The organism is Dolichospermum sp. UHCC 0315A (assembly GCF_008121535.1).
Taxonomy (GTDB): Bacteria; Cyanobacteriota; Cyanobacteriia; order Cyanobacteriales; family Nostocaceae; genus Dolichospermum; species Dolichospermum lemmermannii.
Genome location: NZ_CP043056.1, coordinates 3,118,405 through 3,143,399, shown reverse-complemented (window position 1 = coordinate 3,143,399; position 24,995 = coordinate 3,118,405). Strand labels below are relative to the sequence as shown.

General features: G+C 38.9%; 17 protein-coding genes and 1 pseudogene. 13 read left to right on the top strand and 5 right to left on the bottom strand.

All coding sequences use genetic code 11. From position 1 onward, the window contains the following. Positions 1-99: 99 nt before the first annotated feature. Positions 100-933 (bottom strand): carbohydrate ABC transporter permease, encoded by an 834-nt coding sequence (locus BMF77_RS15280; RefSeq protein ID WP_148763920.1) that lies wholly within the window; start codon positions 931-933, stop codon positions 100-102. A 234-nt stretch (positions 934-1,167) separates the two neighbouring features. On the opposite strand from BMF77_RS15280, the gene BMF77_RS15275 reads away from it, so the two are divergent. The 6 genes and pseudogenes from BMF77_RS15275 to BMF77_RS15250 all read left to right on the top strand — a co-directional run. Continuing rightward, positions 1,168-2,004 (top strand): D-alanyl-D-alanine carboxypeptidase family protein, encoded by an 837-nt coding sequence (locus BMF77_RS15275; protein ID WP_168204444.1) that lies wholly within the window; start codon positions 1,168-1,170, stop codon positions 2,002-2,004. Then, on the top strand, positions 1,986-2,195 hold the full coding sequence (locus tag BMF77_RS15270; protein ID WP_246862933.1) for a hypothetical protein: 210 nt from the start codon (positions 1,986-1,988) through the stop codon (positions 2,193-2,195). Before BMF77_RS15275 ends, BMF77_RS15270 begins: the two co-directional genes overlap by 19 nt. 69 nt (positions 2,196-2,264) lie before the next feature. Continuing rightward, complete coding sequence (locus BMF77_RS15265) at positions 2,265-2,846, top strand: TIGR04376 family protein (protein WP_148763916.1); 582 nt, start codon at positions 2,265-2,267, stop codon at positions 2,844-2,846. A 523-nt stretch (positions 2,847-3,369) separates the two neighbouring features. After that, entirely contained in the window at positions 3,370-4,863 is a 1,494-nt protein-coding gene (locus BMF77_RS15260) for a reverse transcriptase domain-containing protein (RefSeq protein WP_148763914.1), read from the top strand. Between the two features lie 437 nt (positions 4,864-5,300). Next, positions 5,301-5,603, top strand: a complete 303-nt coding sequence (locus BMF77_RS15255) for a DUF4158 domain-containing protein (protein WP_148763912.1) — start codon at positions 5,301-5,303, stop codon at positions 5,601-5,603. Positions 5,604-5,710: 107 nt separating this feature from the next. Then, a pseudogene (locus BMF77_RS15250) lies at positions 5,711-6,700 on the top strand (transposase); the annotation flags it as partial. 146 nt (positions 6,701-6,846) lie between these two features. On the opposite strand, the gene BMF77_RS27975 reads toward BMF77_RS15250, so the two are convergent. Next, on the bottom strand, positions 6,847-7,485 hold the full coding sequence (locus BMF77_RS27975) for a hypothetical protein (protein ID WP_246862932.1): 639 nt from the start codon (positions 7,483-7,485) through the stop codon (positions 6,847-6,849). Between the two features lie 297 nt (positions 7,486-7,782). On the opposite strand from BMF77_RS27975, the gene BMF77_RS27970 reads away from it, so the two are divergent. The 5 genes from BMF77_RS27970 to BMF77_RS15215 all read left to right on the top strand — a co-directional run bounded on the left by BMF77_RS27970 (position 7,783) and on the right by BMF77_RS15215 (position 12,694). Further along, complete coding sequence (locus tag BMF77_RS27970) at positions 7,783-8,043, top strand: hypothetical protein (protein ID WP_246862931.1); 261 nt, start codon at positions 7,783-7,785, stop codon at positions 8,041-8,043. A gap of 321 nt (positions 8,044-8,364) precedes the next feature. Further along, a complete protein-coding gene (locus BMF77_RS15225) occupies positions 8,365-9,831 on the top strand; it encodes a tyrosine-type recombinase/integrase (protein ID WP_148763908.1) in 1,467 nt (488 codons plus the stop codon). Further along, positions 9,824-11,686 carry an integrase gene (locus tag BMF77_RS15220; RefSeq protein WP_246862930.1) on the top strand — a complete coding sequence of 621 codons (1,863 nt, stop codon included), beginning with the start codon at positions 9,824-9,826 and terminating at the stop codon, positions 11,684-11,686. Before BMF77_RS15225 ends, BMF77_RS15220 begins: the two co-directional genes overlap by 8 nt. Further along, complete coding sequence (locus BMF77_RS28675) at positions 11,653-11,778, top strand: hypothetical protein (RefSeq protein ID WP_256370307.1); 126 nt, start codon at positions 11,653-11,655, stop codon at positions 11,776-11,778. The genes BMF77_RS15220 and BMF77_RS28675 overlap by 34 nt, the downstream gene beginning before the upstream one ends. Further along, positions 11,756-12,694, top strand: coding sequence for a DUF6262 family protein (locus tag BMF77_RS15215; RefSeq protein WP_210422203.1), 939 nt, complete (start codon positions 11,756-11,758; stop codon positions 12,692-12,694). Before BMF77_RS28675 ends, BMF77_RS15215 begins: the two co-directional genes overlap by 23 nt. Before the next feature lie 253 nt (positions 12,695-12,947). On the opposite strand, the gene BMF77_RS15205 is transcribed toward BMF77_RS15215, so the two are convergent. From BMF77_RS15205 to metH, 3 genes are all read right to left on the bottom strand, one after another. Next, entirely contained in the window at positions 12,948-14,636 is a 1,689-nt protein-coding gene (locus BMF77_RS15205; protein ID WP_148763906.1) for an IS1634 family transposase, read from the bottom strand. 200 nt (positions 14,637-14,836) lie between these two features. After that, the gene (locus tag BMF77_RS15200) at positions 14,837-17,518 is read right to left on the bottom strand and encodes a DNA methyltransferase (protein ID WP_148763904.1); all 2,682 of its coding nucleotides are present in this window, start codon (positions 17,516-17,518) and stop codon (positions 14,837-14,839) included. A 297-nt stretch (positions 17,519-17,815) separates the two neighbouring features. After that, positions 17,816-21,358: a methionine synthase gene (gene metH / locus BMF77_RS15195; protein ID WP_148763901.1), complete on the bottom strand. Its 3,543-nt coding sequence runs from the start codon at positions 21,356-21,358 to the stop codon at positions 17,816-17,818. A 227-nt stretch (positions 21,359-21,585) separates the two neighbouring features. On the opposite strand from metH, the gene purC reads away from it, so the two are divergent. Further along, positions 21,586-22,329, top strand: coding sequence for a phosphoribosylaminoimidazolesuccinocarboxamide synthase (purC, locus tag BMF77_RS15190; protein ID WP_015083391.1), 744 nt, complete (start codon positions 21,586-21,588; stop codon positions 22,327-22,329). A 50-nt stretch (positions 22,330-22,379) separates the two neighbouring features. After that, positions 22,380-24,782 carry a BamA/TamA family outer membrane protein gene (locus BMF77_RS15185; protein WP_148763899.1) on the top strand — a complete coding sequence of 801 codons (2,403 nt, stop codon included), beginning with the start codon at positions 22,380-22,382 and terminating at the stop codon, positions 24,780-24,782. The last annotated feature ends 213 nt before the right edge of the window (positions 24,783-24,995 follow it).

Below are 24,995 nucleotides of genomic sequence, written 5' to 3'. Positions count from 1 at the left end.
AATACGCTTTAATGGCATAGGTATCACTTGTCAATGTAATAGGACAAGGAATAATAATTCGTTCTAAATCTAAATTTAAGCTCTTTTTTATCTACATTTTTAGCCCTTGACTCCACTCCCTGTATCCGTAGGAACAATATATTTTTGTAGAAACAAAAACAATAATAGCACTGGAGTAATAGAAATTACTGAACCAGCAGCTACCAACCGCCAATCTAAAGAAAATGTTCCCGCTAACTTAGCTACCCCCAAGGGTAAAGTATATAAACTTTCATCTTGGATGACAATTAAAGGCCACAAAAAGTCACTCCAAGCACCAATAAAGACAAAGATAGCCAAAGTAATCAGCGCTGGACGAATGGCAGGTAGCATGATGTGCCACCACAATCCTAACTCAGAACTACCATCTAAACGAGCCGCTTCTTCAATTTCCTTTGGCACACCTATTAGAGCCTGCCGTAATAAAAATATACCAAAGGCAGATGCCAAACTAGGAAAAATTATTCCTAAGTAACTATTTCTCAACCCTAGTTGCACTGTCAAAATATATAAAGGAATCATGACAATTTGGAAGGGAATCATAATTGTGGAGACAATGGCAATAAAAATCCCATTTCTGCCCACAAATGATAGTCTGGCCAAGGGATAAGCCGCTAAGGAACAAAACAACAAATTTAAACCAACTGTTAATACTGATACTAGGATACTGTTGTATAAATAAGTTCCGAATGGTAAAAATTGCCAAACTTTAGAGAAGTTTTCTAGTGTTGGCTGACTAGGTAATAATTGGGGTGGTGACTGCCAAATATTTTCCGTTGGTGATTTTAATGCTGTGCTGATTAACCATAACAATGGAAACAGCATCACGAGAGCGATCGCACTGAGTATGCTATAAATAATTAAAGTTTGGATGCGGGAGTTTTTTAACTTCATATTTTGTTAAAAATGATTAAGTGTAAAGGTTGTTAATATAACTATTTGTAACCTAAAAAATAAACTTTATCCTATAATTATCACACTAATTTTACCTCAAGTGGCAAAAAACCAGATCCCTGACTTCTTGAAGATGTTGGGGATTTGAATCCTGACATTGTGTCTTAATAACATAAATTCTAGGAAATTGTGGGATATGATGAAATCGAAATTTTCAAAATAAGTAATATTTTTATGAAACCAATTCTGCAAATAGCAGCATTTGTAACTATAATTATTTTTGTGAGTGTTACCTTGGTTTCTGTCCATAAAGTTTTTCGAGATCAGTTAATACTAACTCCCCAAATTGCCAAAGAATGTTTAACTAATTCCAGCTTACCTTGTGACAATTCAAAGTCATCTATAAATATACCATTTATTCCCGATCAGAAATTAGATGATCAACAACGGTTTTTAGCGACAATTGCCAAAAAAATCCCCACAATTCCCCAGGATGATACTTTTGAATATACTTTACTACGTTCCTATGGAACAGTATTTATTAATCAAGAGTCAGGAATTAATTTACCACAAAAAGTGATTTTAGATAACGAATTAGAAACAAAATCTTTTCAGAAGACAATGAGTATAGCTTTAGTAGATGGCACTCAAGAATGTTATTTACAAAAAAACGCAGCAGCAGCTTTAAATAAGGCAAAAAATTTAGAAAATATTCCCCTTAAATCAGGTTATGCCGGTGATTGTCTTCGCAATTTTGCCACTAATTTAAGATTTTGGAATAAATACGCAAATAGTGAAACATTAGCAAGAGTCAAAGCCGGAAAAGAAACAAAAATTCTCGGTTTAGTTGCACCCCCCGGTACGTCACAACATCTGTGGGGATTAGCAATTGATTTACAAGTATCAACATTAGCCCAAAGACAGGCTTTAAATGAAAATGGTTGGTTTCAAACTGTAGTTAGTGATCTTCCCCATTGGACTTATTTAAGCCAGAGTGAAGATGATTTACCCAAATTTGGATTACAACAAAAAACTATCCAAGGAATTAAATATTGGGTAACACCAATTTAATTTGTCAGTTGTTAGTAGGGGCGAAGCATTTGGAAGATAAATTATCGGTCATTGCCAAAAATAGTTCTCCAAATGCTTCGCCCGTACAGTTGTTAGTAGGGGCGAAGCATTTGGAAGATAAATTATCGGTCATTGCCAAAAATAGTTTTCCAAATGCTTCGCCCGTACAGTTGTCAGTTGTCAGTTCTTAGGAGAAAGAAGGAAATTTCCCTGTTCTCTGTTATAAACTAGTAAGATATCCGATAGTTGGAGTTTTAACAGTGAGTTTATTTGATGATTTAAGTCGGTTTTTAGAAAGTCGTTTAGAAGAGTTCTTGCGGAATAACCCTCATTTAGAGTTAGAAGCACTTTTAGAACAACTGCGGGAACAAGAAGAAGATACATTAAAGTTAATTGCTGAGTTACAATTGCAAGAGAAGCGATCGCAAGATGAAATTCTCAGCACAGCCCAAGAAATCCAAAAATGGCATATTCGGATTCAAAAAGCCCAAGCCGTAGGTAGACAAGACTTAGCCACCCCAGCCCAAGAACGAGAAGCAGCCCTACTGCGAGAAGGAAATCAAATGTGGGGACAAATGCAAGGTTTAAAAGAACGCATTAACCAATCCCAAGAACTACTTCGCAAAATTCAAACCCGTCGTCAAGAAGTACAAACCAAAGCAGCCGAAGCACAAACAGCTAGAACCAAAGCACAAACCCAACAAAAACTAGAAACTGAAACTCATGGCTGGAATACATCTACTAATTCTAATAGTAACTTTGATGATTTAGAAAATACATTTCGCCGTTGGGAAACCCAAGATGAATTAGAGTGCGATTCGTTGTTAGTTGAATCACGGTAAACAGCCCGTACATAAGCTAACCAACCCAATCCAATCATGGAGAAAGGTTGAACTCTCGGTCTGATATGGGTGAAAGTCCCATCTACCAGACTCAGGTATGACTCCCTACCTACCCACACTGACTAGACTCGGTTTCTAGAGGGTGAAGCTGGGAACAGGACGCAATCAGACATCCGTTGTGGGGTGACACTTGGCGTTAATGGGGAGTTCCTACGGTGAAACAGAGCCTAAAAAAGCAACCTACATCTAAGCAGGACACAATACCAAAACCTGACTTCATTGGAGTTAATTCCCGCCGCACTTTCTAGTGGTAGCGGTAAGAGTCTAGGGAATCCAGTGGTTGAATTGGCTACACCTAACGGAACTATCAATCAACCGAGGGAACGAATAAAAACGGATTGAGGGTCTAAGGGCGGATTCGTTCCCTATAAGTAGGCTGGACGAGCAGCGGAACTCCCTCAATTCGGGTAGGACAGACCGTAATTGGTCTGAGGTGTTCAGAATACACAAATGGTCGCAGAGCATGATTAGACACAGAGAAAACTCTAGTGAATCCTGGAAAACGTTACCTTGGAAGAAATTCCGCCGTAACTTATTCCGCCTACAAAAACGCGTGTATAAAGCTGTTCTTGTTGGAGACAAGCGCAAAGCCAAGTCCCTACAAAAGCTGATTCTGAAATCAACCGCAGCGAGATTACTGGCTATCCGTCAAGTAACACAGCTAAACGCTGGGAAAAAGACAGCGGGAATTGACGGGAAAACCGCGCTCACATTCGAGCAAAGGTTTGAACTAAGTGAAAAACTTAGAACCGAAGCTAATAACTGGAAACACCAGGGATTACGTGAAATACCCATCCCCAAAAAGGATGGTAGAACCCGGATTTTCAAAGTCCCCACTATTGCAGATAGGGCGTATCAATGCCTTATCAAATACGCATTAGAACCAGCACACGAAGTAACTTTCCATGCTAAAAGCTATGGGTTTAGGACGGGACGCTCGGCACATGATGCACAAAGACAACTGTTCAACAATCTAAACTCCAGTGCAAATGGAATAGATAAAAGGGTTATAGAACTCGATATCGAAAAATGCTTCGACAGGATAAACCACTCCGCCATTATGGATAAACTCATCGCTCCTAAGAGTATAAGACAAGGAATCTTCCGATGTCTCAAAGCCGGAGTCAACCCAGAGTTTCCCGAACAAGGAACACCGCAAGGTGGGGTGGTAAGTCCACTGTTAGCCAACATCGCCTTAAATGGGATTGAAAGTATTCATAGATACCACGAGGACTCTAAAAAAAGAATCACAGACAAAACCTCAAAGGAAAAGATTATTGAGCCAACAATCCGATACGCGGATGACATGGTAATAATACTTAGACCACAAGACGATGCCACAGAAATACTTGACAAAATTAGTCAGTTCCTAGCAGAGCGGGGAATGAAAGTCGGTGAGAAAAAGACAAAGCTAACCGCCGCGACAGATGGGTTTGATTTCCTCAGCTGGAACTTTTTAGTCCAGAAAAACGGAAAGTTTAGATGTACTCCCTCAATGGATAACTACAAAGCTTTTCGTAAGAAAGTAAAACACATCGTCAACAACTCGAATTATGGTGCTACCACAAAGGCTGAGAAATTAGCCCCTGTAGTTAGAGGTTGGAGGAACTACCACCGCTTCTGCAAGATGGACGGGTCGCGTAACTCGCTATACCACATTCAACACAGAGCTTTCAGGGTATTCAATCAGGAAACTAAGCAAAATCGCTACACTAGCAAGCAATTACTAGACAAGGCGTTCCCAGCAGTTCCTTACTCCGAAAATAAACACATCAATGTTAAAGGTGAAAAATCGCCCCAGGACGGAGATTTGAGTTATTGGAGCGAGCGTAATAGTAAGCTCCATAACAACAATACCTCTAAAGCCCTCCAACGGCAAAACCATAAATGTGGTCATTGTGGATTAAAAATGCTCAGTGATGAGAAGGTACATTTGCATCATGTTGATGGAAACTAAGTAGAACGGCTTGAATAATTCAAAGTTTGTAGTGAGGAATTTATTCCTCATTTGAGGGCTGAAGCCCTTACTACGAAATCATCTCCAGATTTTTTACATTACTTAATCTACTTTGATTTATTTTCGTCTACTTACTTATAACAATTGAAAACCTAAAAACCTTCTAGCCATTCATGAAAGCTGCCACGATTATATTCACATGAGCAAACGCGAAAGCTAAGAACATCGAAAGCTGGGTGCGGTGAAAGTCGCACGCCCAGATTTAACAGAGAGGAGCGCGGGATAATACCCGCCTTCGACTCTACCAAAACTCAAACGAAACATGGGAAAATAATTATGTATAACAAGATCCCCGACTTCTTAGAGAAGTCGGGGATCTAAATGGCATTGAGCCGAGATCCTTGCTCAAACGGAAATAGAGTGAATGGGGAAAAGCTATTCCCTCCGAGCGCCAAAGGCGTAATTATCAACAGGCAATTCGAGAATATTTAGGTATAAAACCTTATGATAAAGCTGCCCAAAAGTTGATAGCAATTGTTGTCAGTTCTGCCGCCGAAGTTAAAGACCATCCTGCGGATTTAATCAACATTACAATTGAAGAATTAGTCAAGGAACGATATGAGTTGCCAACATTTAATTCCCTTGACCGTTTAGTTAGTCATGTGCGCTCCATTACCAACAATCGTTTATTTCAACGAGTATCTCAAAATCTATCTAGTTTTGTGTATTTTCTTACTTAGCAACTGAATTCAAGACTGGGGATGCTTGTGTTGTTGGGTCGGAAAGCTACGCTGATTTTCGTGAACAATTGCTAACTCTATCGGAATGTGAACCCATGATAGAGGAAAATGCGTTTAACCGTTTTAGTTTACCGTCCATTTGGGGAACGGGGAAAAGAGCGGCGGCGGATGGTAGTAAGTTCGAGATATACGAGAATAATTTACATAGTGAATATCACATCCGTTATGGTGGCTATGGTGGTATTGCTTATCACCATGTTTCTGACAAATATATTGCTTTGTTTACGCATTTTATTACTTGTGGTGTTTGGGAAGCTGTGTATATTTTGGACGGGTTATTGAAAAATCTTTCCGATATTCAACCTGATACTTTGTATGCAGATACCCAAGGTCAGTCGGGTCCTGTGTTTGCCATCTCTTACCTTCTTGGTATCAAGTTGATGCCACGTATCCGTAACTGGAAGGATCTTAGTTTCCTACGTCCCAGTGCTGATTCCACTTACAAGTTCATTGATCAGTTGTTTAAGGATGTGGTTAATTGGAATCTTATTCAACTTCACTGGTATGACATGATGCGGGTAGTGCTGTCAATCAAGGCGGGGAAGGTGATGCCTTCTACCCTCCTACGTAAGTTGAGCAGTTACAGCCGGAAAAACCGTCTTTATCAAGCCTTTTTGGAGTTAGGAAAGGTTGTGCGAACAATGTTTTTGTTGGAGTACATCTCTAATGCTAAGATGCGCTCTGAGATTACGGCAATTACAAATATTGTAGAAAAGTATCATCATTTCTTGGATTGGGTGTTTTTTGGTAAGGATGGCGTTATTACTGAAAACGACCCGATTGAGCAGGAAAAGCGGTTGAAGTACCTCGATTTGGTTGCTAGTGCTGTGGTTTTACAGAATACTGTGGATATGTCGTTGGCAATTCAGACTTTAACGGCACAAGGATATCCAGTCAATCATCGCTTTGTAGCTGCTTTGAGTCCCTATCTCACCGGACATATCAAGCGATATGGCGATTATGTGGTGAATCTGCAAAATATTCCTCAACCTTTTGAAGCTGCTATTTCCCTGCCTTCTGAAATATTTGAAATCTAGAATTGACAAGGCTTTTCAGCTTCTATTTCCGTTTGAGCAAGGATCTCGGCTCAATGCCAAAGTGTTGCCAAGGACTGGTCTCTAGTCCTGATAAATATACTTCTGTTTTCTCTGTTTCAAAATCAGCGTGGTTTTTAATCAGTAGATTAGATAAATAGCCGGCTGACATAGAAATGCCAATATCTTCTAGGAATTCTAACAACTTGCCTTGGGTCATGTTGCCCCCGTAGTACAAGCTGATAACTAAGGTTTTTAATCAGGAGTCCGAATTCTCCTTCGTAACCGCTTGGCAGGTCTGCCAAATAGGTTTTCTTTTCTAAGGGTGAGTAGTATTTCTCTTTCCGGAATAGTATGTTGTCGGTTTCTAGGATGATGTCTTGGACGATTACTTCTTCATACCCTTTAAACTGTGCGTCTGCTGGTAGTTTGTCTTGGGGATATTCTAATATTTGTTTTCGGTCTATTTTGATAGTTTGATTTTTACTGCTCTTGGAGTGTTGTTTTGGGGTTTTTCTTTCTTTTTCTGATGAGTGCTTATTCTCAAACCCTTTCTTGTTCTTGGCTTTTATGTCTGGCTGACCTTGTTCTCCTTTCAAGCGGTTATTTTCGTCTTTTAACCGTTGATTCTCTGACTCTAAGCCTTTGACTTTTAATTGTAATTGTTCTATGAGATTCAGTAATACCTCTACTGTATGACGCATTGATTCGTCTGCAATCCCTTTTGGCTCGATGGTTTGCAGTAAATCTGATATTGATTTGTCACTTTCAATAATTTTTTGCGTCATGCCTCCTATTCTAAGACACTGTGTGTACCTCGTTGCACTTATTTTCCTCTGTTACCCCTATTTATTGAGCTGATACAAAATTTCAATAGTGGGTCTAAAGCTAACGCTCATGTACGACAATACAATTGCCGTACTACTATGCCAACATACTTATACTGTGGTGAAAACGAATTTTTTCTAACTCACGCCATCAAACAACTAAAAACCCACACTCTAGATCAACAATAGGCAAACTTTAACTATACAGAATACCCCCCAGAATCTAAAGAAACCATTCCTCAAGCATTATCCGATATCATGACACCACCAGTTGGTAATGGAGGACGATTTTTCCCCCAAGAAAACTCAACGATTCTCAAACCTCGACAAATCAAACAAAGACAATTGCCCCACAGAAATATTACCCTTACCACCGCGATGATAACTAAGATGACATTTTGGTTATATAGACAACAACAACAACCTCCACAACATAGAAAAAACAACAACAACAGACCTAATTTTTGCGTTAGGGTAGAAACAAATGAATTTCCACAACGTAGAAAATGGTCAAAGTAGAATGGGCGATATCCCCTGACACAGAAGAAAGATTTAGCTGTGTCTTCGACTAGGTAGTCAAGTAGAAGCCATCTCAGAAAAAGTCAGAGAAATAGTTGCCAAAAGAAGTCCTCGCACCGTCAATCAAGCAGTCACCGCCATCCAAGAATTCTATACCTATCACACAATTGAAGGCAGAATAGAAGAAAAAAATTTCACCAAACTAGCGCATCATTGGGGAAAAAGAGGAGGCTTTATCAAAGGCATCGCCAAAGACATTTACAGTCATGTTCTTGATGAAATGACCCTAGACCAATACCTAAGAGAAGAAGAAGAAAACTAATGGCACAAGCACTTGTTTCAAAGACATTAAAAGAGCGAATTAAAAACTCCGAACTAGGGAAAAAGTGGATTAATGACCCACTAATGAATCAAGATGTTTGGTCACTATTAGAATTAGGTTATAGCCAAGAAGAATGCCGAATTAATGGACATTATCATCTCTACTTCCACAAAAATTCACTGCCTTGGTTAAAACAACTGACTCAACTAACCATTAGAGCCAGCATTCGAGAGAGATATTCCCTGGGTCGTATTATTCAACGACTAGGTTGTTTAAACCACTTAGCGCATTTTTTATATAACAATGGATATACCCAGCCCCAATCTTTAACAGAATCAATCCTCCATCAATTTATCAGCGAAATTAACAGTAATAATCGTCAAAATACAATTACCTATGCTCTCAATCTGTGGCGAGAAGAAAAGTGGTTAGAAATCGCCTTCACCCCCATCAGAATTTCCCAAAAAACACCCAAAATCGAGACAATACCAGAAGAAGTTCTTTACCAAATCTACGAAAAACTTGACTTATTCCCCCCGACAATTGAAAGACTTTTTCGGTTACAATTGGCATTAGGTTGCCGCATTGGAGAAATTCTCACCATGCCACGCCATAGCCTCAAACAAGAAAGCGAAAAATGGTTTTTACTACGTTGGTTTGAAAAACTCAAACACTGGCGGTTTGTTCAGATTCATCCTCAAGTAGCTGAATTAGTTCAAGAACAGCAGAGATTTCTGGATACACAATTTGGTAGAGATAGTGAATTCGATAAACTATTTTGTCACGTTTATAGTCCCCAAAAAAGTATTCCTCGGGCTGATAGAGAATCTGAAACAACACTGTGCTATCAACCCCAAACAATTACCAGATTAAAAATTAGTAACTGGCTAACTAAATTTCGAGAAGTAGCAAACTTAAAAGATAAATATGGCAACAGATTTAAACTCACTAGCCATATGTTTCGCCGCACCAAAGCCAGCATTATGGCTCATTGTGAAGTAGAAGATGAATCTATCGCCGCCGTACTAGGTCACGGTTCCTTAGATATGCTACCTCATTATCGCCAGCGTTCACTAACCAGATTAGAAAAAGAAGCTAATCTCAAAGGTTATGTAGATATGTATGGTCAAATTACAGCTTTTAAACCCAGAAAAACCAGGTATGAAAAATTAGCAAATCTCCTCAAAGTTAGTACCCCTCTAGGAGAATGTCATCGTCCCACCATGTTAGGAGATTGTCAACATCGCTATGCCTGTCTTAGTTGTTCTCATCATCGCGTAACCCTCGAAGATAAATCCCAATTAGAATCTGACTTAAACCGCTTACAGCAAGACCTAATTCAAGCTCAAAACAACGGACAAGCAAGACGAGTAACAGAGATTAATAACCTATTAGTTTTCATCAAAAATCGTTTTCAGGGCTTGTCAGAATTACAACATATTCAAAACCAGAAAAATCATGGGTAAACGCAAGCATTTACCAATTTCAATACACCAAACCCTTCACGGGAATTTATCAGTCAATTGGCAAACCGATTATGTTGGCGAATTTAATTGTCCCCATTGTCATCGCGGACAGTTAAGTCATTTCTTTTACGACAAAAAAACACTTTGTCAAATTCAATTAGGCTGTGAACTCTGCCACACATCTACTCCCCTTTCCTGTCAAATTAGACAGTCTCCACCCATATCAATTCATCAAACCCTTCACGGAACTTTACAAGTCAATTGGCAGACAGATTATGCTGGCGAATTTATTTGTCCTCAATGTAATCAAGAAAAAATCACCAGCTTTTATAACAATCAAAAAGCCATTTCTAAACTGAGAGTCAAATGTAAATCATGCGCTCAAATAACCCAATTAACTTGTGAACTTCCTCAACATCCAAATATTTCAATACACCAAACCCTTAACGGAACTTTATCAGTTAATTGGCAGACAGATTATGCTGGAGAATTTATCTGTCCTCAATGTAATCAAGGAAAAATCACCAATTTTTATTACTCAAAAGGGGCTGTTTGCAAACTAAAATTGTCATGTAATTTTTGTCATCAGGAAACTTACCTAACTGGTACAGTTAAACACTCACCCATTTCCACTCATCTAACTCTTCAAGGAACTCTATCAGTAAATTGGGCAGAAAAGTATGCTGGAGAATTTATCTGTCCTCAGTGTAATCAAGGTCAAATCAGCAAATTTAATTATACTAATGGACATAGTTGTCAACTCAGGCTAGGATGTAATCATTGTTCCCAAAAGACCCTCCTTTGTTGTCAAGTTCTACCTCAGATTCATAGTTATCGTTCCCATTTAGTTTGTCCTAATCCCCTCTGCCAGCAAATAGGACCAAATGGACAGAAAGGGTGGATTTATGAAAGCTTTCAAGCCAACAGCAGACAGAGTAATTGTCGCTGTTACTTCTGCCACATTAACTTTAATCCTCACGCCACAAGTTATAATAGTTGGGTTGGGTGTCAACAACAAGAAACCTTATTGAACTTCTGTTTTGATGATGATGTTTGGGATTTTCGTCATTTTGTCAAAAACTCACCCTTGAAAATCCTCAACTTTAAGTCAATTAAACCAGAATGGTTTCGTGTCAAAGTCAAGGAATATCTATATTCCTTACTCAAATCAGGTAAGTATTCTGCCATTGCCACACCGATAAATTCTCTAGTAGCTTTGCGTCAGTTCGGTCAAATTTTGCAGCAGAATCATATCCAAAATCTCTCTGAAATTCGCCGAGAACTAATCTTTAAGTTTCTCGACCTCAACCAAACAAATTGTAATCGGACTATTCGAGAAAAGCTATATATCCTCAAAGATTTTTGTGATTTTTTAGGATTAGAATCCCAAAACTTAGTTCGTCAGCGAGATATTCCTAAACAAACAGTTCAGGACGTGGATTGGTTGGATGAAATCACCCGTCAACAGATTAAACAGCATCTCGGCCAAATTCCTGCTCCTCTTGCTCGTCATTATTTAATCCAAGAATATACAGCTGCTCGTCCCGCAGATATTTGTCAGATGACTTTTGATTGTTTAGTTGAAGAAAATGGTCAATGGTATATCAAGTTTTATCAGCATAAGGTAGAACGATGGCACAGACTCCCTGCCTCTCGTGAAATTAGACAAATCATTGAACAACAACAGCAATGGATGAGAAAAACCTTGGGCAAGGATTACCCCTATCTGTTTTGTCATTTTAGAAGTATTAAACAGAGTTCTTACCCAGTACCAGCAAATTACCTCTTTATGAAGGGCAATATGCTGGAGAACACAAACGCATGGAGTCAGCTAAACAAGCCGGGGCTACCCTAGCCTATGAAGAATCTCAGGCTACCCTAGAAGCAATGGATAAATGGTTATCTGATTTGAGGAAAGTTGCTAATGACGAAGCAACCATTACGTGAAAAACAGACTGCTATCCTCCGGGCAGCCCAACAACAGCGAAAAGAACACAAACGTGAACAAGTATTTCGTGCTATTGAAGAGATTCAAAAAAGTGGTAAACCTTTGACTTTTCCTAACATTGCTCAAGTTGCTGGCTGTTCCATTTCTTACCTCTACAAATGGACAGAATTAACGGAATACATTCATGATTTACAGTCGCAAAAAACACAGCAACTCAACTCATTGGCGGAAAAACAACCTGGACCTCATAGTCTGAAAACCCTTTCTGAAGTATTCAAGCAACGAATTCGAGAATTGGAGGCTGAAAATAGAGAATTAAAGCGACAGAATCAGAATTTGAGAGGTCATGTTGCTGAAATTTTTGAGTTGAAGTCGGAATGTGAACGCTTACGAACACAAATTAAGCAGTTGACTATACCTGAATCATCCCCAAAAGTTGTTTCTTTCAACTCGGTTGCCCAAAATTCAGATCATGGTGAACTCCAGAATCCATCTTTAGAGATTACTCATTTGATTACCGAAATGGGCATGAAAATCGGCGCTAGATTAAAACAGGAAATAGCCAAACATGAGCCAGAGAAAGTGAAATTGGCAATATCCGCTTTCAAACAGTATAGAAGCCATAATCACATTGAGAGTCCTGGTGCTTGCTTGCTGGCAATGATTCGTGATGAAGCTGAACCTAATGTTTCTCAAACAGCGATGACTCCTGAAGAAGATGAGTTTGAATGTTGGTATCGTCAGGCTATTGAGAGTGGTTTCTGTCAAGATGTTCCGAAAAAATATTTACCCATACAACAAGGAGAAATTATGGTTCGAGTCTGCAATGATAAATCCCACATTCCGCACCCCAAAATGTTACAGAGGGAAATTACGGAGATGAAAATCAAAGGGAGCATCAAAACAAACAGATAAAGTGAAAAAAGGCATTTGAGAAACAGTAAATCACCAAAAATGTCATCAAAATCTATTCTCAATAAGAAGCAATAAGAATGCACACCACCTGGAGAGGTCAATGAATAAGTGAAAGGAGATATTCAAGAAATAATTATAAGTTAGACTAATCAATTAAAGTAAAAAACGAAATTATAGACATAGTAAAATGGAGCTATAAATCAAAGAGATTAGCTCATCTTTACAAGAGAAATTAAATTGATAGAGATGATAATTAGCTGACTAATTGATAGTAACGTAAACAATCATCTGGTAAAAGACTCAAGATAAAATCTCTGTCCTTATTCCAATTAGAAATATGTTTCTCCTGATTGAGTGTAACCAAATGAATACACTGAAAGCATTGAAAAATCCAGCGTAAAGTAGGACGATTAGTTGCTTTGCCTAATTGATTTTTAATTGTTGATTTAGACTCCAAAAGAGCATTTCTAATATGACGTTGAGCCAAAGTATAAACCAGTAGACATAAACCCATAATCATTCCCAAAGACTCTATTCTCTCAGGACTTTTGAGGAAAATACTGTCGGCAAAAAATAATGGGTCTTTGAGAAAACCAAACCCCCTCTCACATGACTGCTGGGCTTTATATTCCCTGAGCATAGAATCATTGCTTAGTTCCTGTGAATCTAAAACATTTGTCGCAATAATAAAACGTCCCGCACTCAGCAATTCTGTATTAATTTTACTTTCATCCTGGGAGACTGTAGCTGATATTTGATAGGATATTTCTCCTGAAGTATCTTTTTTATTAGATTTTACTTGAGTCACCGTACTTTCGTGAATTTGATGATATTTGAATTGTTTTGATAATTTTGATAATGCCTTGATAGCATCTGCAACACATGCAAATCTCTCTTGTGATAACTTTTTCAAATCTTGCACAGCTTTTGATTCTGCTTTGGTAATTTTTTGTGTGAGCTTATGCAGGTCTGATTCTTTTCTTTCTTGACTTTGCACTACTAACCATCTTTGTTCTATCCCTGCATAATTTTGGATTTTTGATGCTAATTTATATCCTGGTATTGTACTATCAATAAATTCTGATTCTGCTAATGTTGATATTAATGTTTTTGCTGCTTTTATGCTTAATGGTACTCGACATAACCAACGTAATTCTGACATCATTTTCAGGTTTGATTCTGTATATAAAGCAGCGTCAGCAACCATGAGACTATTAACTTCTAATTGTTTTTGATATTCTACTGCTATTTGACCAAAACATGATGAATCTGCTTGATTTCCCGATGCTAGTTTTAAAAATATTGGTATGTCTCCATCTCCTGAACATATCATTTCTATGATGAATTGTTTTAAATCTGGTCTATGGTCACGGGAATAACCGTAGGTGATGGTTATTTCTTTTGGTGATTTTACTGCTAATTCTTCTAATTCTTGGTTATGTCCTACTTTTTGACTCTCAAATATTACGAATGGTAAGCTAGTGTTATACTGCCCATGCACGTGCATTGATGATGAGTCTAGATGTGATGTTGATAGTGATACTCCAAATTTTTGAGCAGCTTTTAAGGCTATGATAAAAAAGATTGTATCTAAGCCTTTTATAAACAGTTTATCCATGACTCTCCCCAATTTATCGTCGTTGAGATATTCTGGTTTTACTCCTGCTCCTATTAAATGCTCACAGGCGATTGTTTCAAAATATTTGGGAAACATATATAACGGTTTGGAGACAAATCCTAACCCGTTTATTATCATGGCTTTTACCACTTGACCTGCATTTACTTTTTCGTCTTTTTCGACTCCTATTAATTCATTTATTATTTCTACTATTCCGATTGAATCTATGATTCCTGCTACTATCCCTAGATGGTCTATGTTCTCAATTTCTATTTCTTGAGGTTTTAATTTCACAACAGTTTCCTCTAATACTTCTGTTGTCATCAATTATTTCTTATTTGGTTATCAATTCATTTTTTTCTTTTGTTACCAAGTTTCACTTTATCACACCACGTCCCTTTTAATGCTACTTATTCTCATTAAGCATCTTAATTTTTGAATTGGCTTTAGTTATTATGTACTACTTTAAGGGCTTTTTTGATCTGTGACAGTTTGGGGTGCGGAATGTGGGGTATATCCCTAGTTTAATTAGGTGAATATAGTCCAACAATTTTTATTCCCTGTTTTTCTTTTTCTGCTAGTTCTAAATTCAATGTCACCAGTTTTTTTAATATGTCATCTTCTGGGGTGAATTTATAAGCGTCCATTACCAGTTTATCTAATTGTTGATGGAGTTTATAAAGTTGACTACTGGGTTCGTTGAAGAATTTATTATATAATGTGGTGATTCCCCATTGTTTTGTTTCCATTTGTTGAGTTCGATATTGATGGAGTTCTTCGGCTTTGGTGCGGATTTTTTCTACTATTTGAATATCTGCTGTTTGCGGAAATGGGAAGGTTTCAAAACAGGTTGTATTAGTATATCGAGTTCTATCTTCTAAAGTTGAACTTTGCGCTTTTACCCACATTCGATGTAAATTAGATGTGAGAATCCCCAAAATATAAAAATCATCTGAAGCAATTACCATATTAGCTTCACAAGGTAAAATAGAAACATCCACAGGTGTAAAAATCACCCACTTAGCAATTTTTGGAATAGCGAAATAATAAGATAGAGAAGACATTGCTTGTCTCATAGCTGGTCTTTTTTCACCAAATTTCCACCAATTAATTCTTCTTGCGTCTCTACGGTTTTGATCTCTTTCTGGTTTGACTTTTTCCTGTACACGCTGAAAAGGTAATTGATATTCACTTGCTTCTTCTATGGATAAATCATTAAAATCAATTACCCAATCTAATGTTAAACAGGGATTAATTAAAGTTTTGCCATCAATCATTGGTTTTAAAACATCTGCATTTTTAGAATCAATTTTTATCCATTCTCTAGCTTCTTCTTCAGATATTAGAAATCCTTTACCAGATAATTCACAAGATTGAAAAGAAAAGTTTTTATTGGCTTTTAAAATTTCCGCTTTATTGACTGATATCTCACTTTTTAAAGAAGAGGTAATAAACGGAACTTCAACACTATCTAAAAAGTTTTGTTTTTGTTTTTCCTTTGTCCAATTAGCAATACTCACATGAACCGCAGCATCTCCAGACCAAGTTTGAGTAGAAATTGCATCATGAATAATTCCACCTTTACTAACAATATAATCTAAACTGGCTTTTCTCCCAGAAACCTGAGCAATAGAATTTGTACCCACTAATCCTCCTCTGCCTTTATTATCTAATAAATCAGCAGCTTTTCTAAACCAAAATACACAAAAATCTGGTTGTCCTTTAACATCTGGAAAAGCTTTATATATCTTTTCTGCATATTCATCTCCTAATGCTATTCTCAATTTTTTACCACCTAAAAATGGCGGATTTCCTATTATTGCATCAGCTTTTGGCCATTCACGAAATAAAGCATCTTGACAAAAAATATTATTATCTAAAGTATCCAATGGTAAAGCAGGTTCAGTTAACTGTAAATTATCAATCGCAATTTTTCGCGCAATCATCAAAGTCACCCGCGCTAATTCCACCGCAAAGGGATTTGTATCCATTCCATAAAATTGCAAAGGAGTCACCAAACCCATTTGCATTTGTTTATCCTTAGACTTACGCAAAGATTGAATTTTCTCTAATAGCAAGATTTCAATTCTCTTCAATTCCTGATATGCGATATAAAGAAAATTACCAGAACCACAAGCAGGATCTAAAACTCGATAACCTTGTAATTCTATTTGCAGTTTTGAAAGTTCCTTAATTGTCCCTGCTTCCTCAATTCTCTCTTCCCAATAACGGCTAATTGTCGGTCGGACAATTTTCATAATATCCACTTCCGAAGTATAATGAATTCCTCGCGCGTGACGTTCTTCCTTATATATACTCCCTTCAAATAAATTCCCAAAAATAGCCGGACGGACTTTACTCCAATTTTCTCGCGCGGAAACATCTAAAAAGTTTAATTCCTCCCTGGTTAATTCAATTGCATGAATTTGAGAAAATAAACCCCCATTAAAATAATCCACTCCTTGATAACGTCCCGCTGGTGTTTTTCCTGGTTGATTCATTTCCCGAAATAAACCACCCAAAACATCATAGGAACTTTCCCCTTTCATACAATCTTGGACACAAGAAATAAACATATCACGGGGTAACAGTTGTCTCTTTTCCGCAAACATCGCTAAAACACATTGTAAAATAAATCTCTGTCCTATTAACTTTTCAATTCCCCTACTTTCTAACTCTAATAATAATTCTCCCATGCGACGGGCAGCTTTCACAGTTACTTCTACTTGGTTATTTTGGAATACAGGGGTTTTTTGCCCTAATTCCATAAATACCAATGCTCCTGCGCGTTCTGGCAGTTGTTCTAGGGTAATTTTATCTACAGGTGTATCTAATTGAATATCAAAATCAAAGATCCAAAATTCATCAAAATTACATAAAATCACATATTTAGGACGATTTGGAACTAACCTTGTCCAATAATCAAACGCTTGGGAATAATGTTTATTTAAGTCTTCTCCGCGTTTTTTCATTTCAATTAAAACGCGGGGTTTCCAAACTAAATCAGCAAAACCAGTTTTACCAGTTTTACTACTTTTTTTAATAGCTTCCTCATAAGTTGCACCAGCTTCTAAAGCACCTTCATGGCCAAAGGCACGAAAAAAGCGGTCGAGAAATGTTTGTGCTTCTTTGCGTTCCTGTCCGGTGATATGTTGGTTACAGAATTGTACGAATTTAGATAAACTTTCTGGTGTTGCTGATGTCATGAGAATAAAAAATATAAACCACCACTTTTAACTTTTAACTTTTGACTTAGAGGGTGTTTTAAAAGTATTAGATGAAACCGATAATCTCCAGAAACCTAACCCCCTTCCCTACCTCTCCCTAACCCTCTCCTACGAGGAGAGGGAAGCGGAAAAACTTTTGTTAGCTGGAATGGGGGTTTCAAACCCACATTCCGCGTCGGGGAGAGGTTTGGAGAGGGGTTTATTTATACATTAAAAACTTTTCAAACAACCTCTTGTAAACTCCCCCTCCATTACAAAACGAAGGGGGATAAAACATTAAGCCGTGAAATACTTAGCCGCAGGGTGATAAGTAATAATCGCCGTTGTAGACTGTTCAGGATACAATTGCTCACTTTCATCCATGTGCATCTTCATCCTATCAACCCCCAACAACTGCAACTGCTTAAACTGATCCTGAATATTCGGACAAGCAGGATAGCCGAAACTATACCGAGAACCTTGATAACGCTGCGCCAACATATCCCGAATATTATCCGGTTCAGAATCACCAAAACCTAACTCCCGGCGGATTCTAGCGTGAGTCCATTCAGCCAAAGCCTCAGCCACCTGTACAGCCATACCATGAAAATACAGATAGTCAGTGTATTTATTATCGGCAAATAGCTTTTGTCCAAACTCCGTTGCAACTTCCCCCACAGTCACCGCTTGCATAGGGAAAACATCAATAATTCCCGACTCCTTAGGTGCAAAAAAATCTGCAATACATAACCGATTAAAAGACCTCTGACGGGGAAACTCAAAACTAACTCTTACCTCCGCGTCCTCTGCGTCTCTGCGGTTCGTTTCATAAATCAACAAACTATTCCCCACAGACTGACAAGGAAAATAGCCATAAATCACTTGAGGATGTAATAAATTCTCCTCAATAATGCGCTGTTTCCACTCTTCCAAAACTGGATAAACCTTATCAGCTAAAAACGCCTGATATTCCTCCTTAGATTGTTCCTTGGGCTTGCGGAATTGCCATTGTCCAGCCACCAAAGCTTGCAAATCTAAATACCAGAATAATTCCTCCAAAGAAATATCATCAGGTTGTAAAAACTGCGTTCCCCAAAAAGGTGGATTTGGACGTTCAATATCTACAGCTACAGCCTCAGAACGCCGAGTATCAACCTCTTTTTTAACATCAGAATTATCTAGTGTAGGGTGGGCATCTTGCCCGCTATTTTCCGCAATAGATTGATGTCCATTTTCTTCAACTTCATCCAAAAATCCCTGCAAATTATCCCAATTACCTGCTGTTTTTGCAGGCATTAACTTATCCATAAAATGCAAATCAGAAAAAGCATCCTTGCCATAAACAACTTTACCTTTATAAGTTCCTTGGCAATCTTGATTTACAAATTTAGGAGTTAAAGCTGCACCACCTAAAATTACCGGGACAGTAATTCCTTTTTCATTAAAAGTCTGTAAATTCTCCTTCATGAAAGCGGTGGATTTTACTAACAATCCACTCATGGCAATACAATCAGGTTTGTGTTCTTCGTAAGCTTGAATGATGTTTTCTACAGATTGCTTAATTCCCAGGTTAATCACCTTATAACCATTGTTAGATAAAATGATATCTACCAGGTTTTTACCAATATCGTGAACATCACCTTTGACAGTGGCAATTACAAAAGTTCCTTTCGCATTATTCCCAGATTCCGACTTTTCCATAAACGGTTCTAAATAAGCAACCGCAGCTTTCATGGTTTCGGCAGATTGTAAGACAAAAGGTAATTGCATTTGTCCAGACCCGAACAATTCACCGACAACTTTCATTCCGTCTAACAAGAAAGTATTGATGATTTGTAAAGGAGGATATTGTTCTAAAGCTTTTGTCAATTGGGTTTCTAAACCAATGCGTTCACCGTCAATAACATGACGTTTCAAACGTTCTTCAATGGGTAAACTGGCATCAATTCCCGTATTCCGTTTAGTTTTGACTCCGGCAAAAATTGTGGTTAATTCTCCCAAGGGGTCATAAACGCAGACATTACCATCAAATTTACGTTCATCATAAATTAATTGCCGACAAACTTCTTGATGTTGCGGTTCAATCTTAGCCAGTGGTAAAATTTTACTCGCGCTGACAATTGCTGCATCCATACCCGCTTGCATAGCTTCATGCAAAAACATCGAGTTTAAGACCATCCGCGAGGCGGGATTTAAGCCAAAAGAGATATTGGAAACGCCCAACATGACATGACATCCTGGCAATTCTTGGCGAATGCGGCGAATTGATTCAATGGTAGCTTTACCATTTTCCCGATCTTCTTCAATCCCAGTAGAAATCGGTAGAGCTAAAGTATCAAAGAATATTTCTGTAGGCGCAATCCCATATTCTACAGCTTGACGGTAAGCCCGTTGGGCAATTTGAAACTTTTTCTCTGCTGTCCGCGCCATACCATCTTCGTCAATTGTCCCAATAATGACACCAGCACCGTATTTTTTAGCTAATTCTAGCACTTTCAAAAATCGGTCTTCGCCATCTTCATAGTTGGTAGAATTGAGTAAACACTTACCACCAGCTACCTTTAAACCCGCTTCCATTTTTTCCCATTCGGTGGAATCCAGCATTAAAGGTAAAGTTACATTATTGACAACACGAGAAACTAACTCGTGCATATCACGCACGCCGTCACGTCCCACATAATCAACGTTAATATCAAGGATGTGTGCGCCTTCTTTTACCTGACTCCGCGCCATTGAGACTAAACCATCCCAGTCTTCAGCGTTGAGTAAATCACGGCATTTTTTAGAACCACTGGCGTTAAGACGTTCACCGATAATCAAGAAAGAATTTTCTTGTTCATAGGGTTGAGTCGTATAAATTGATGCGGCTGATGGTTCTAAAATTGGTTGTCTAACTTTTGGTTTTAACTCGTGAGCAATTTCCGCCAATTGTTGAATATGTGCTGGTCGTGTCCCACAGCAACCCCCAATCACTTGGACACCTAAATCTTCGATGAAGTGCATTAACGCCATGCGTAATTCTATGGGCGTAAGTCTGTAATGTGCTTGACCGCCGACGTTTTCCGGTAAACCAGCATTGGGAATACAGGAAACTACGAAGGGGGAATGTTCTGATAAATACTTGATATGTGGTTTCATCAAGTCGGGACCAGTGGCGCAATTTAAGCCGAGAATATCAATGGGGTAAGATTCGAGGATAGTAACTACAGCGTTGATTTCTGTCCCTACCAGCATTGTTCCCATGCTTTCCATGGTTACAGACACCATTAAGGCTCTTCTTTCGCCTTTTTTGGCAAAAACTTCCTCAATCCCATTTAATGCGGCTTTAATTTGCAGCACGTCTTGGCAGGTTTCTACGAGGAATAAATCCACACCACCATCAAATAAGGCTTCTGCTTGTTCAGCAAAAGAGGCTTTCATGGTGTCAAAATCAATATGTCCCAAAGTCGGGAGTTTGGTGGTTGGACCAATAGAACCAGCCACAAATCGGGGTTTTTCCGGGGTGGAAAATTCCGCAGCTACACTTTTGGCAAGTTCGGCGGCTTTCTTCGTGAGATAGTAAGCTTGGTCTGCTAAGTCATATTCTGCTAAAACTATGGACATAGAGCCAAAGGTATCAGTTTCAATGACATCAGCGCCAGCAGCGAGAAAATCACGGTGAACCTTAGCGACGGCTTCGGGTTTGGTGTGGACTAGATACTCGTTACAGCCTTCATATTGTGCGCCTCCAAAATCTTCAGCGGTAAGATTTTGGGTTTGCAGGTTTGTACCCATTGCACCGTCAAAGACGATAACGGGACGTTCAGGACTATGTAGGTGTTTGAGAAAGGGATGGGTCATAATTGTGTGAAAGAATAGAGTTATTTTTGTAATACTAGACTTAATTTACAGCAGGAGTCAGAAGTCAGGAGTCAGGAGTCAGGAGGAAGAAAATTATTTACCAATTACCAATTACCAATTACCTGTTCCCTGTTCCCTGTTCCCTGTTCCCTGTTCCCTGTTCCCTACTTAAAATAGTGAAACTTTCAGATTTAAGCAGTCCATTACCGAAAACAGTATCTACTACCATGTCTGTTAATTCTAAACTCTACGAAGGCAAAGCCAAAATTCTTTACGCAACAGATGATCCAGAGATTTTGTTGGCTGATTTTAAAGACGATGCTACAGCCTTTAATGCTCAAAAACGGGGCAGCATTCAAAACAAGGGCATGATTAACTGTAGTATTTCTAGTCAACTGTTCCAACAATTGGCAAAACAGGGGATTAAAACTCATTTTATTGATAGTCCAGCCCCCAATTTGATGAGAGTTAAAGCTGTAAAAATTATCCCCTTAGAAGTGGTGGTGAGAAATATTGCGGCTGGTAGCCTGTGTCAACAAACTGGGTTAGCACTAGGGACTGTGTTATCACGGCCTTTGGTGGAATTTTATTATAAAGATGATAATCTAGGTGATCCTTTACTGACAAGCGATCGCTTATTTCTCCTAGAATTAGCCACACCGGAACAAGTTGCTCAAATTACTCATCTTGCATTGGAAATCAACGAATTTCTGAAGCAGTTTTGGGAAAAATGCCAAATTACCTTAGTGGACTTTAAACTTGAATTTGGCGTGGATTCACAACAGCAAGTGCTTTTAGCCGACGAAATTAGTCCCGATACCTGTCGTTTATGGGACATAGCCGAAACCGATACTAACCGCCGCATTATGGATAAAGACCGTTTTCGTCGGGACTTAGGAAACGTAGAAAATGCCTATCAGGAGGTTTTGCAGAGAGTATTAAAAGTAGTAGAAAGCTCCAAAGCTGAGTAAGTAAATTTTCCAGTGATTAACAATAATGGTGTGTGGTAGTGAAGAGAAATATGATTAAAAAACATTTAACACCCGGATTAATGGCTATGGTAGCCATGACCGTCCCTTTAGCAATTTCTGTCAAAGCAAATGCCCAAACTACTGATAGTCACCCACAGACCACAGAAGTTTTGACAGTAGCAACAAACCAGCCAGAAACACAGAATCTTGTCAAAGGTGATGCTAGTGAAAATCCAGCATCTTATCCCCTGGTAGCACCAATAGTTGGAGAAAGAGAATCTCACAAATTTTCCCCTCTTATTAAAGCTTTAAAGTCCAACTCAACATCAGTAGATCAGGGATCTGTAATTATACCCAACTCCACAATAGTTCCCATTACAGCACAGGCTGAACCAACTCAGAAAAAACCAGATCCTTCAAAAACAGCCCCCACAACCATAAAAAAGGGATCTGAGGTTGTCCCCAAACGGACAATAGTTCCTAAAAAAACACCAGTTCCCCTAGTAAAACCGACTCAACCTCCTGCGACTGAATCCAATCAAGACAAACTAAATCCGCCAACAGTAGCACCCACACCCAATCCAGAAGCAACCGAAGCCCGCGTATTGGTGTCCGAGGTAGTTATTAAATCAGAAACAGGACAAATCACCCCGGAACTAGAAACCCAAGTTTATAAAGTAATTCGCACCCAAGCTGGACAAACAACCACCCGTTCCCAACTGCAAGAAGATATCAGTGCGATTTTTAGAACTGGGTTTTTCTCCAATGTCCAAGCATTTCCAGAAGATACCCCCCTTGGTGTGCGGGTAAGTTTTGTGGTTGCCCCCAATCCCATTCTCTCTAAAGTAGAATTAGAAGCCAATCCTGGTACGGGTGTAGCCTCAGTCCTTCCTGCTGCCACAGCCAACGAAATATTTAGCAGTCAATATGGCAAAATTCTCAACTTGCGGGAATTAAACGAAGGCATTCAGAAATTAACCAAACTTTATCAAGACCAAGGTTATGTACTTGCCAACTTAGTTGGAGCGCCCAAAGTCTCAGAAAATGGCGTTGTCACCCTCCAAGTGGCAGAAGGGGTTGTAGAAAGCGTTAACGTCCGATTCCGGAACAAAGATGGTGAGTTCGTAGACGACAAAGGCAACCCAATTCGCGGACGGACAAAGGATTATATTATTACACGGGAATTAGAATTAAAATCAGGAACAGTATTCAATCGAAATACAGTACAGAGAGATTTAGCGCGAGTATATGGACTTGGATTGTTTGAACCACCTGATACTGAGCCTATATCCCTTGCTCCTGGTAGTGACCCCAGTAAGGTAAATGTACTAGTAAATGTAACTGAACGTAATAGCGGTTCTATTGCTGCTGGGGCGGGAATTAGCTCTGCTAGTGGTTTATTTGGAACTATCAGCTATCAGCAGCAAAACCTGGGGGGCAGAAACCAAAAATTGGGGACGGAGTTACAGTTAGGAGAACGAGAACTACTATTTGACCTGCGCTTTACTGATCCTTGGATTGCTGGTGATCCTTATCGCACTTCATATACGACAAATATTTTCCGTCGTCGTTCTGTTTCCTTGATTTTTGAAGGTAAAGACAAGAGTATTGATACCTTTGATCCTAACAATATTACGGATACAAATCAACAAGATCGCCCTCGGATTACCCGGTTAGGTGGTGGTGTCACCTTTACCCGTCCCCTTTCCCGCAATCCTTTCAAAAATTCCGAGTGGCTGGCTTCCGCTGGACTCCAGTATCAACGGGTTTCCGGTCGTGATGCTGACGGTAATTTGAGAAAGGAAGGGGCGATATTTGATAGTAATGGAAATATCATCAGTGATAAAACTCCTCTCACTCTTTCGTCTTCAGGAGAAGATGATTTATTACTATTGAAGCTGGGCGCACAAAGGGATCTCCGCAATAATTCCTTACAACCCACCAAAGGTTCTTTCCTCAGCTTTGGAGTCGATCAATCTGTACCTATAGGCACAGGTAGTGTTTTTATGACTAGGCTTAGGGGTAACTATAGTCAGTATCTACCGATTAAATTACTTAGCTTTAGCAAAAAACCCCAAACTTTGGCATTTAACCTGCAAGGGGGGACAATCTTTGGGGATGTACCTCCCTATGAAGCCTTTACCATAGGTGGTAGTAATTCAGTTCGCGGGTATGATGAGGGCAGATTAGGCACGGGTAGTAAGTATGTCCAAGCTGCTGTTGAATATCGCTTTCCGGTTTTCTCGGTTGTCAGTGGCGCACTATTTTTTGACTATGGTAGTGACTTGGGAAGTAGTACCCAATCTGCACAATTGTTAAAGAAAAATGGCAATGGCTATGGCTATGGTTTAGGTTTGCGGATACAATCTCCACTCGGACCAATTCGCATAGATTACGGTGTCACTGATGAAGGTGATAGTCGGATCAATTTTGGCATTGGGGAAAGATTTTAAATTGGTCAGTAGGGGCGAAGCATTTGGAAGATAAATTATCGGTCATTGCCAAAATAGTTCTCCAAATGCTTCGCCCGTACAGTGGTTAGTGGTCAGTGGCTAAGAATTTTACTTCTGACTCCTGAATTCTGACTTCTGTACCTTAATAATATTTAATATTTTTCAGACAAGAATAATCAGAGTTTTGAGCAATACTAACTACAATATTTGGAT

What these genes read in the sequence shown, in the direction of transcription:
- BMF77_RS15280 (WP_148763920.1), bottom strand. Translation starts at nt 933, where the DNA reads ATGAAGTTAAAAAACTCCCGCATCCAAACTTTAATTATTTATAGCATA.
- BMF77_RS15275 (WP_168204444.1), top strand. Translation starts at nt 1,168, where the DNA reads ATGAAACCAATTCTGCAAATAGCAGCATTTGTAACTATAATTATTTTT.
- BMF77_RS15260 (WP_148763914.1), top strand. Translation starts at nt 3,370, where the DNA reads ATGATTAGACACAGAGAAAACTCTAGTGAATCCTGGAAAACGTTACCT.
- BMF77_RS27975 (WP_246862932.1), bottom strand. Translation starts at nt 7,485, where the DNA reads ATGACGCAAAAAATTATTGAAAGTGACAAATCAATATCAGATTTACTG.
- BMF77_RS27970 (WP_246862931.1), top strand. Translation starts at nt 7,783, where the DNA reads ATGACACCACCAGTTGGTAATGGAGGACGATTTTTCCCCCAAGAAAAC.
- BMF77_RS15225 (WP_148763908.1), top strand. Translation starts at nt 8,365, where the DNA reads ATGGCACAAGCACTTGTTTCAAAGACATTAAAAGAGCGAATTAAAAAC.
- BMF77_RS15220 (WP_246862930.1), top strand. Translation starts at nt 9,824, where the DNA reads ATGGGTAAACGCAAGCATTTACCAATTTCAATACACCAAACCCTTCAC.
- BMF77_RS28675 (WP_256370307.1), top strand. Translation starts at nt 11,653, where the DNA reads ATGGAGTCAGCTAAACAAGCCGGGGCTACCCTAGCCTATGAAGAATCT.
- BMF77_RS15215 (WP_210422203.1), top strand. Translation starts at nt 11,756, where the DNA reads ATGACGAAGCAACCATTACGTGAAAAACAGACTGCTATCCTCCGGGCA.
- BMF77_RS15205 (WP_148763906.1), bottom strand. Translation starts at nt 14,636, where the DNA reads ATGACAACAGAAGTATTAGAGGAAACTGTTGTGAAATTAAAACCTCAA.
- BMF77_RS15200 (WP_148763904.1), bottom strand. Translation starts at nt 17,518, where the DNA reads ATGACATCAGCAACACCAGAAAGTTTATCTAAATTCGTACAATTCTGT.
- metH (WP_148763901.1), bottom strand. Translation starts at nt 21,358, where the DNA reads ATGACCCATCCCTTTCTCAAACACCTACATAGTCCTGAACGTCCCGTT.
- purC (WP_015083391.1), top strand. Translation starts at nt 21,586, where the DNA reads ATGTCTGTTAATTCTAAACTCTACGAAGGCAAAGCCAAAATTCTTTAC.
- BMF77_RS15185 (WP_148763899.1), top strand. Translation starts at nt 22,380, where the DNA reads ATGATTAAAAAACATTTAACACCCGGATTAATGGCTATGGTAGCCATG.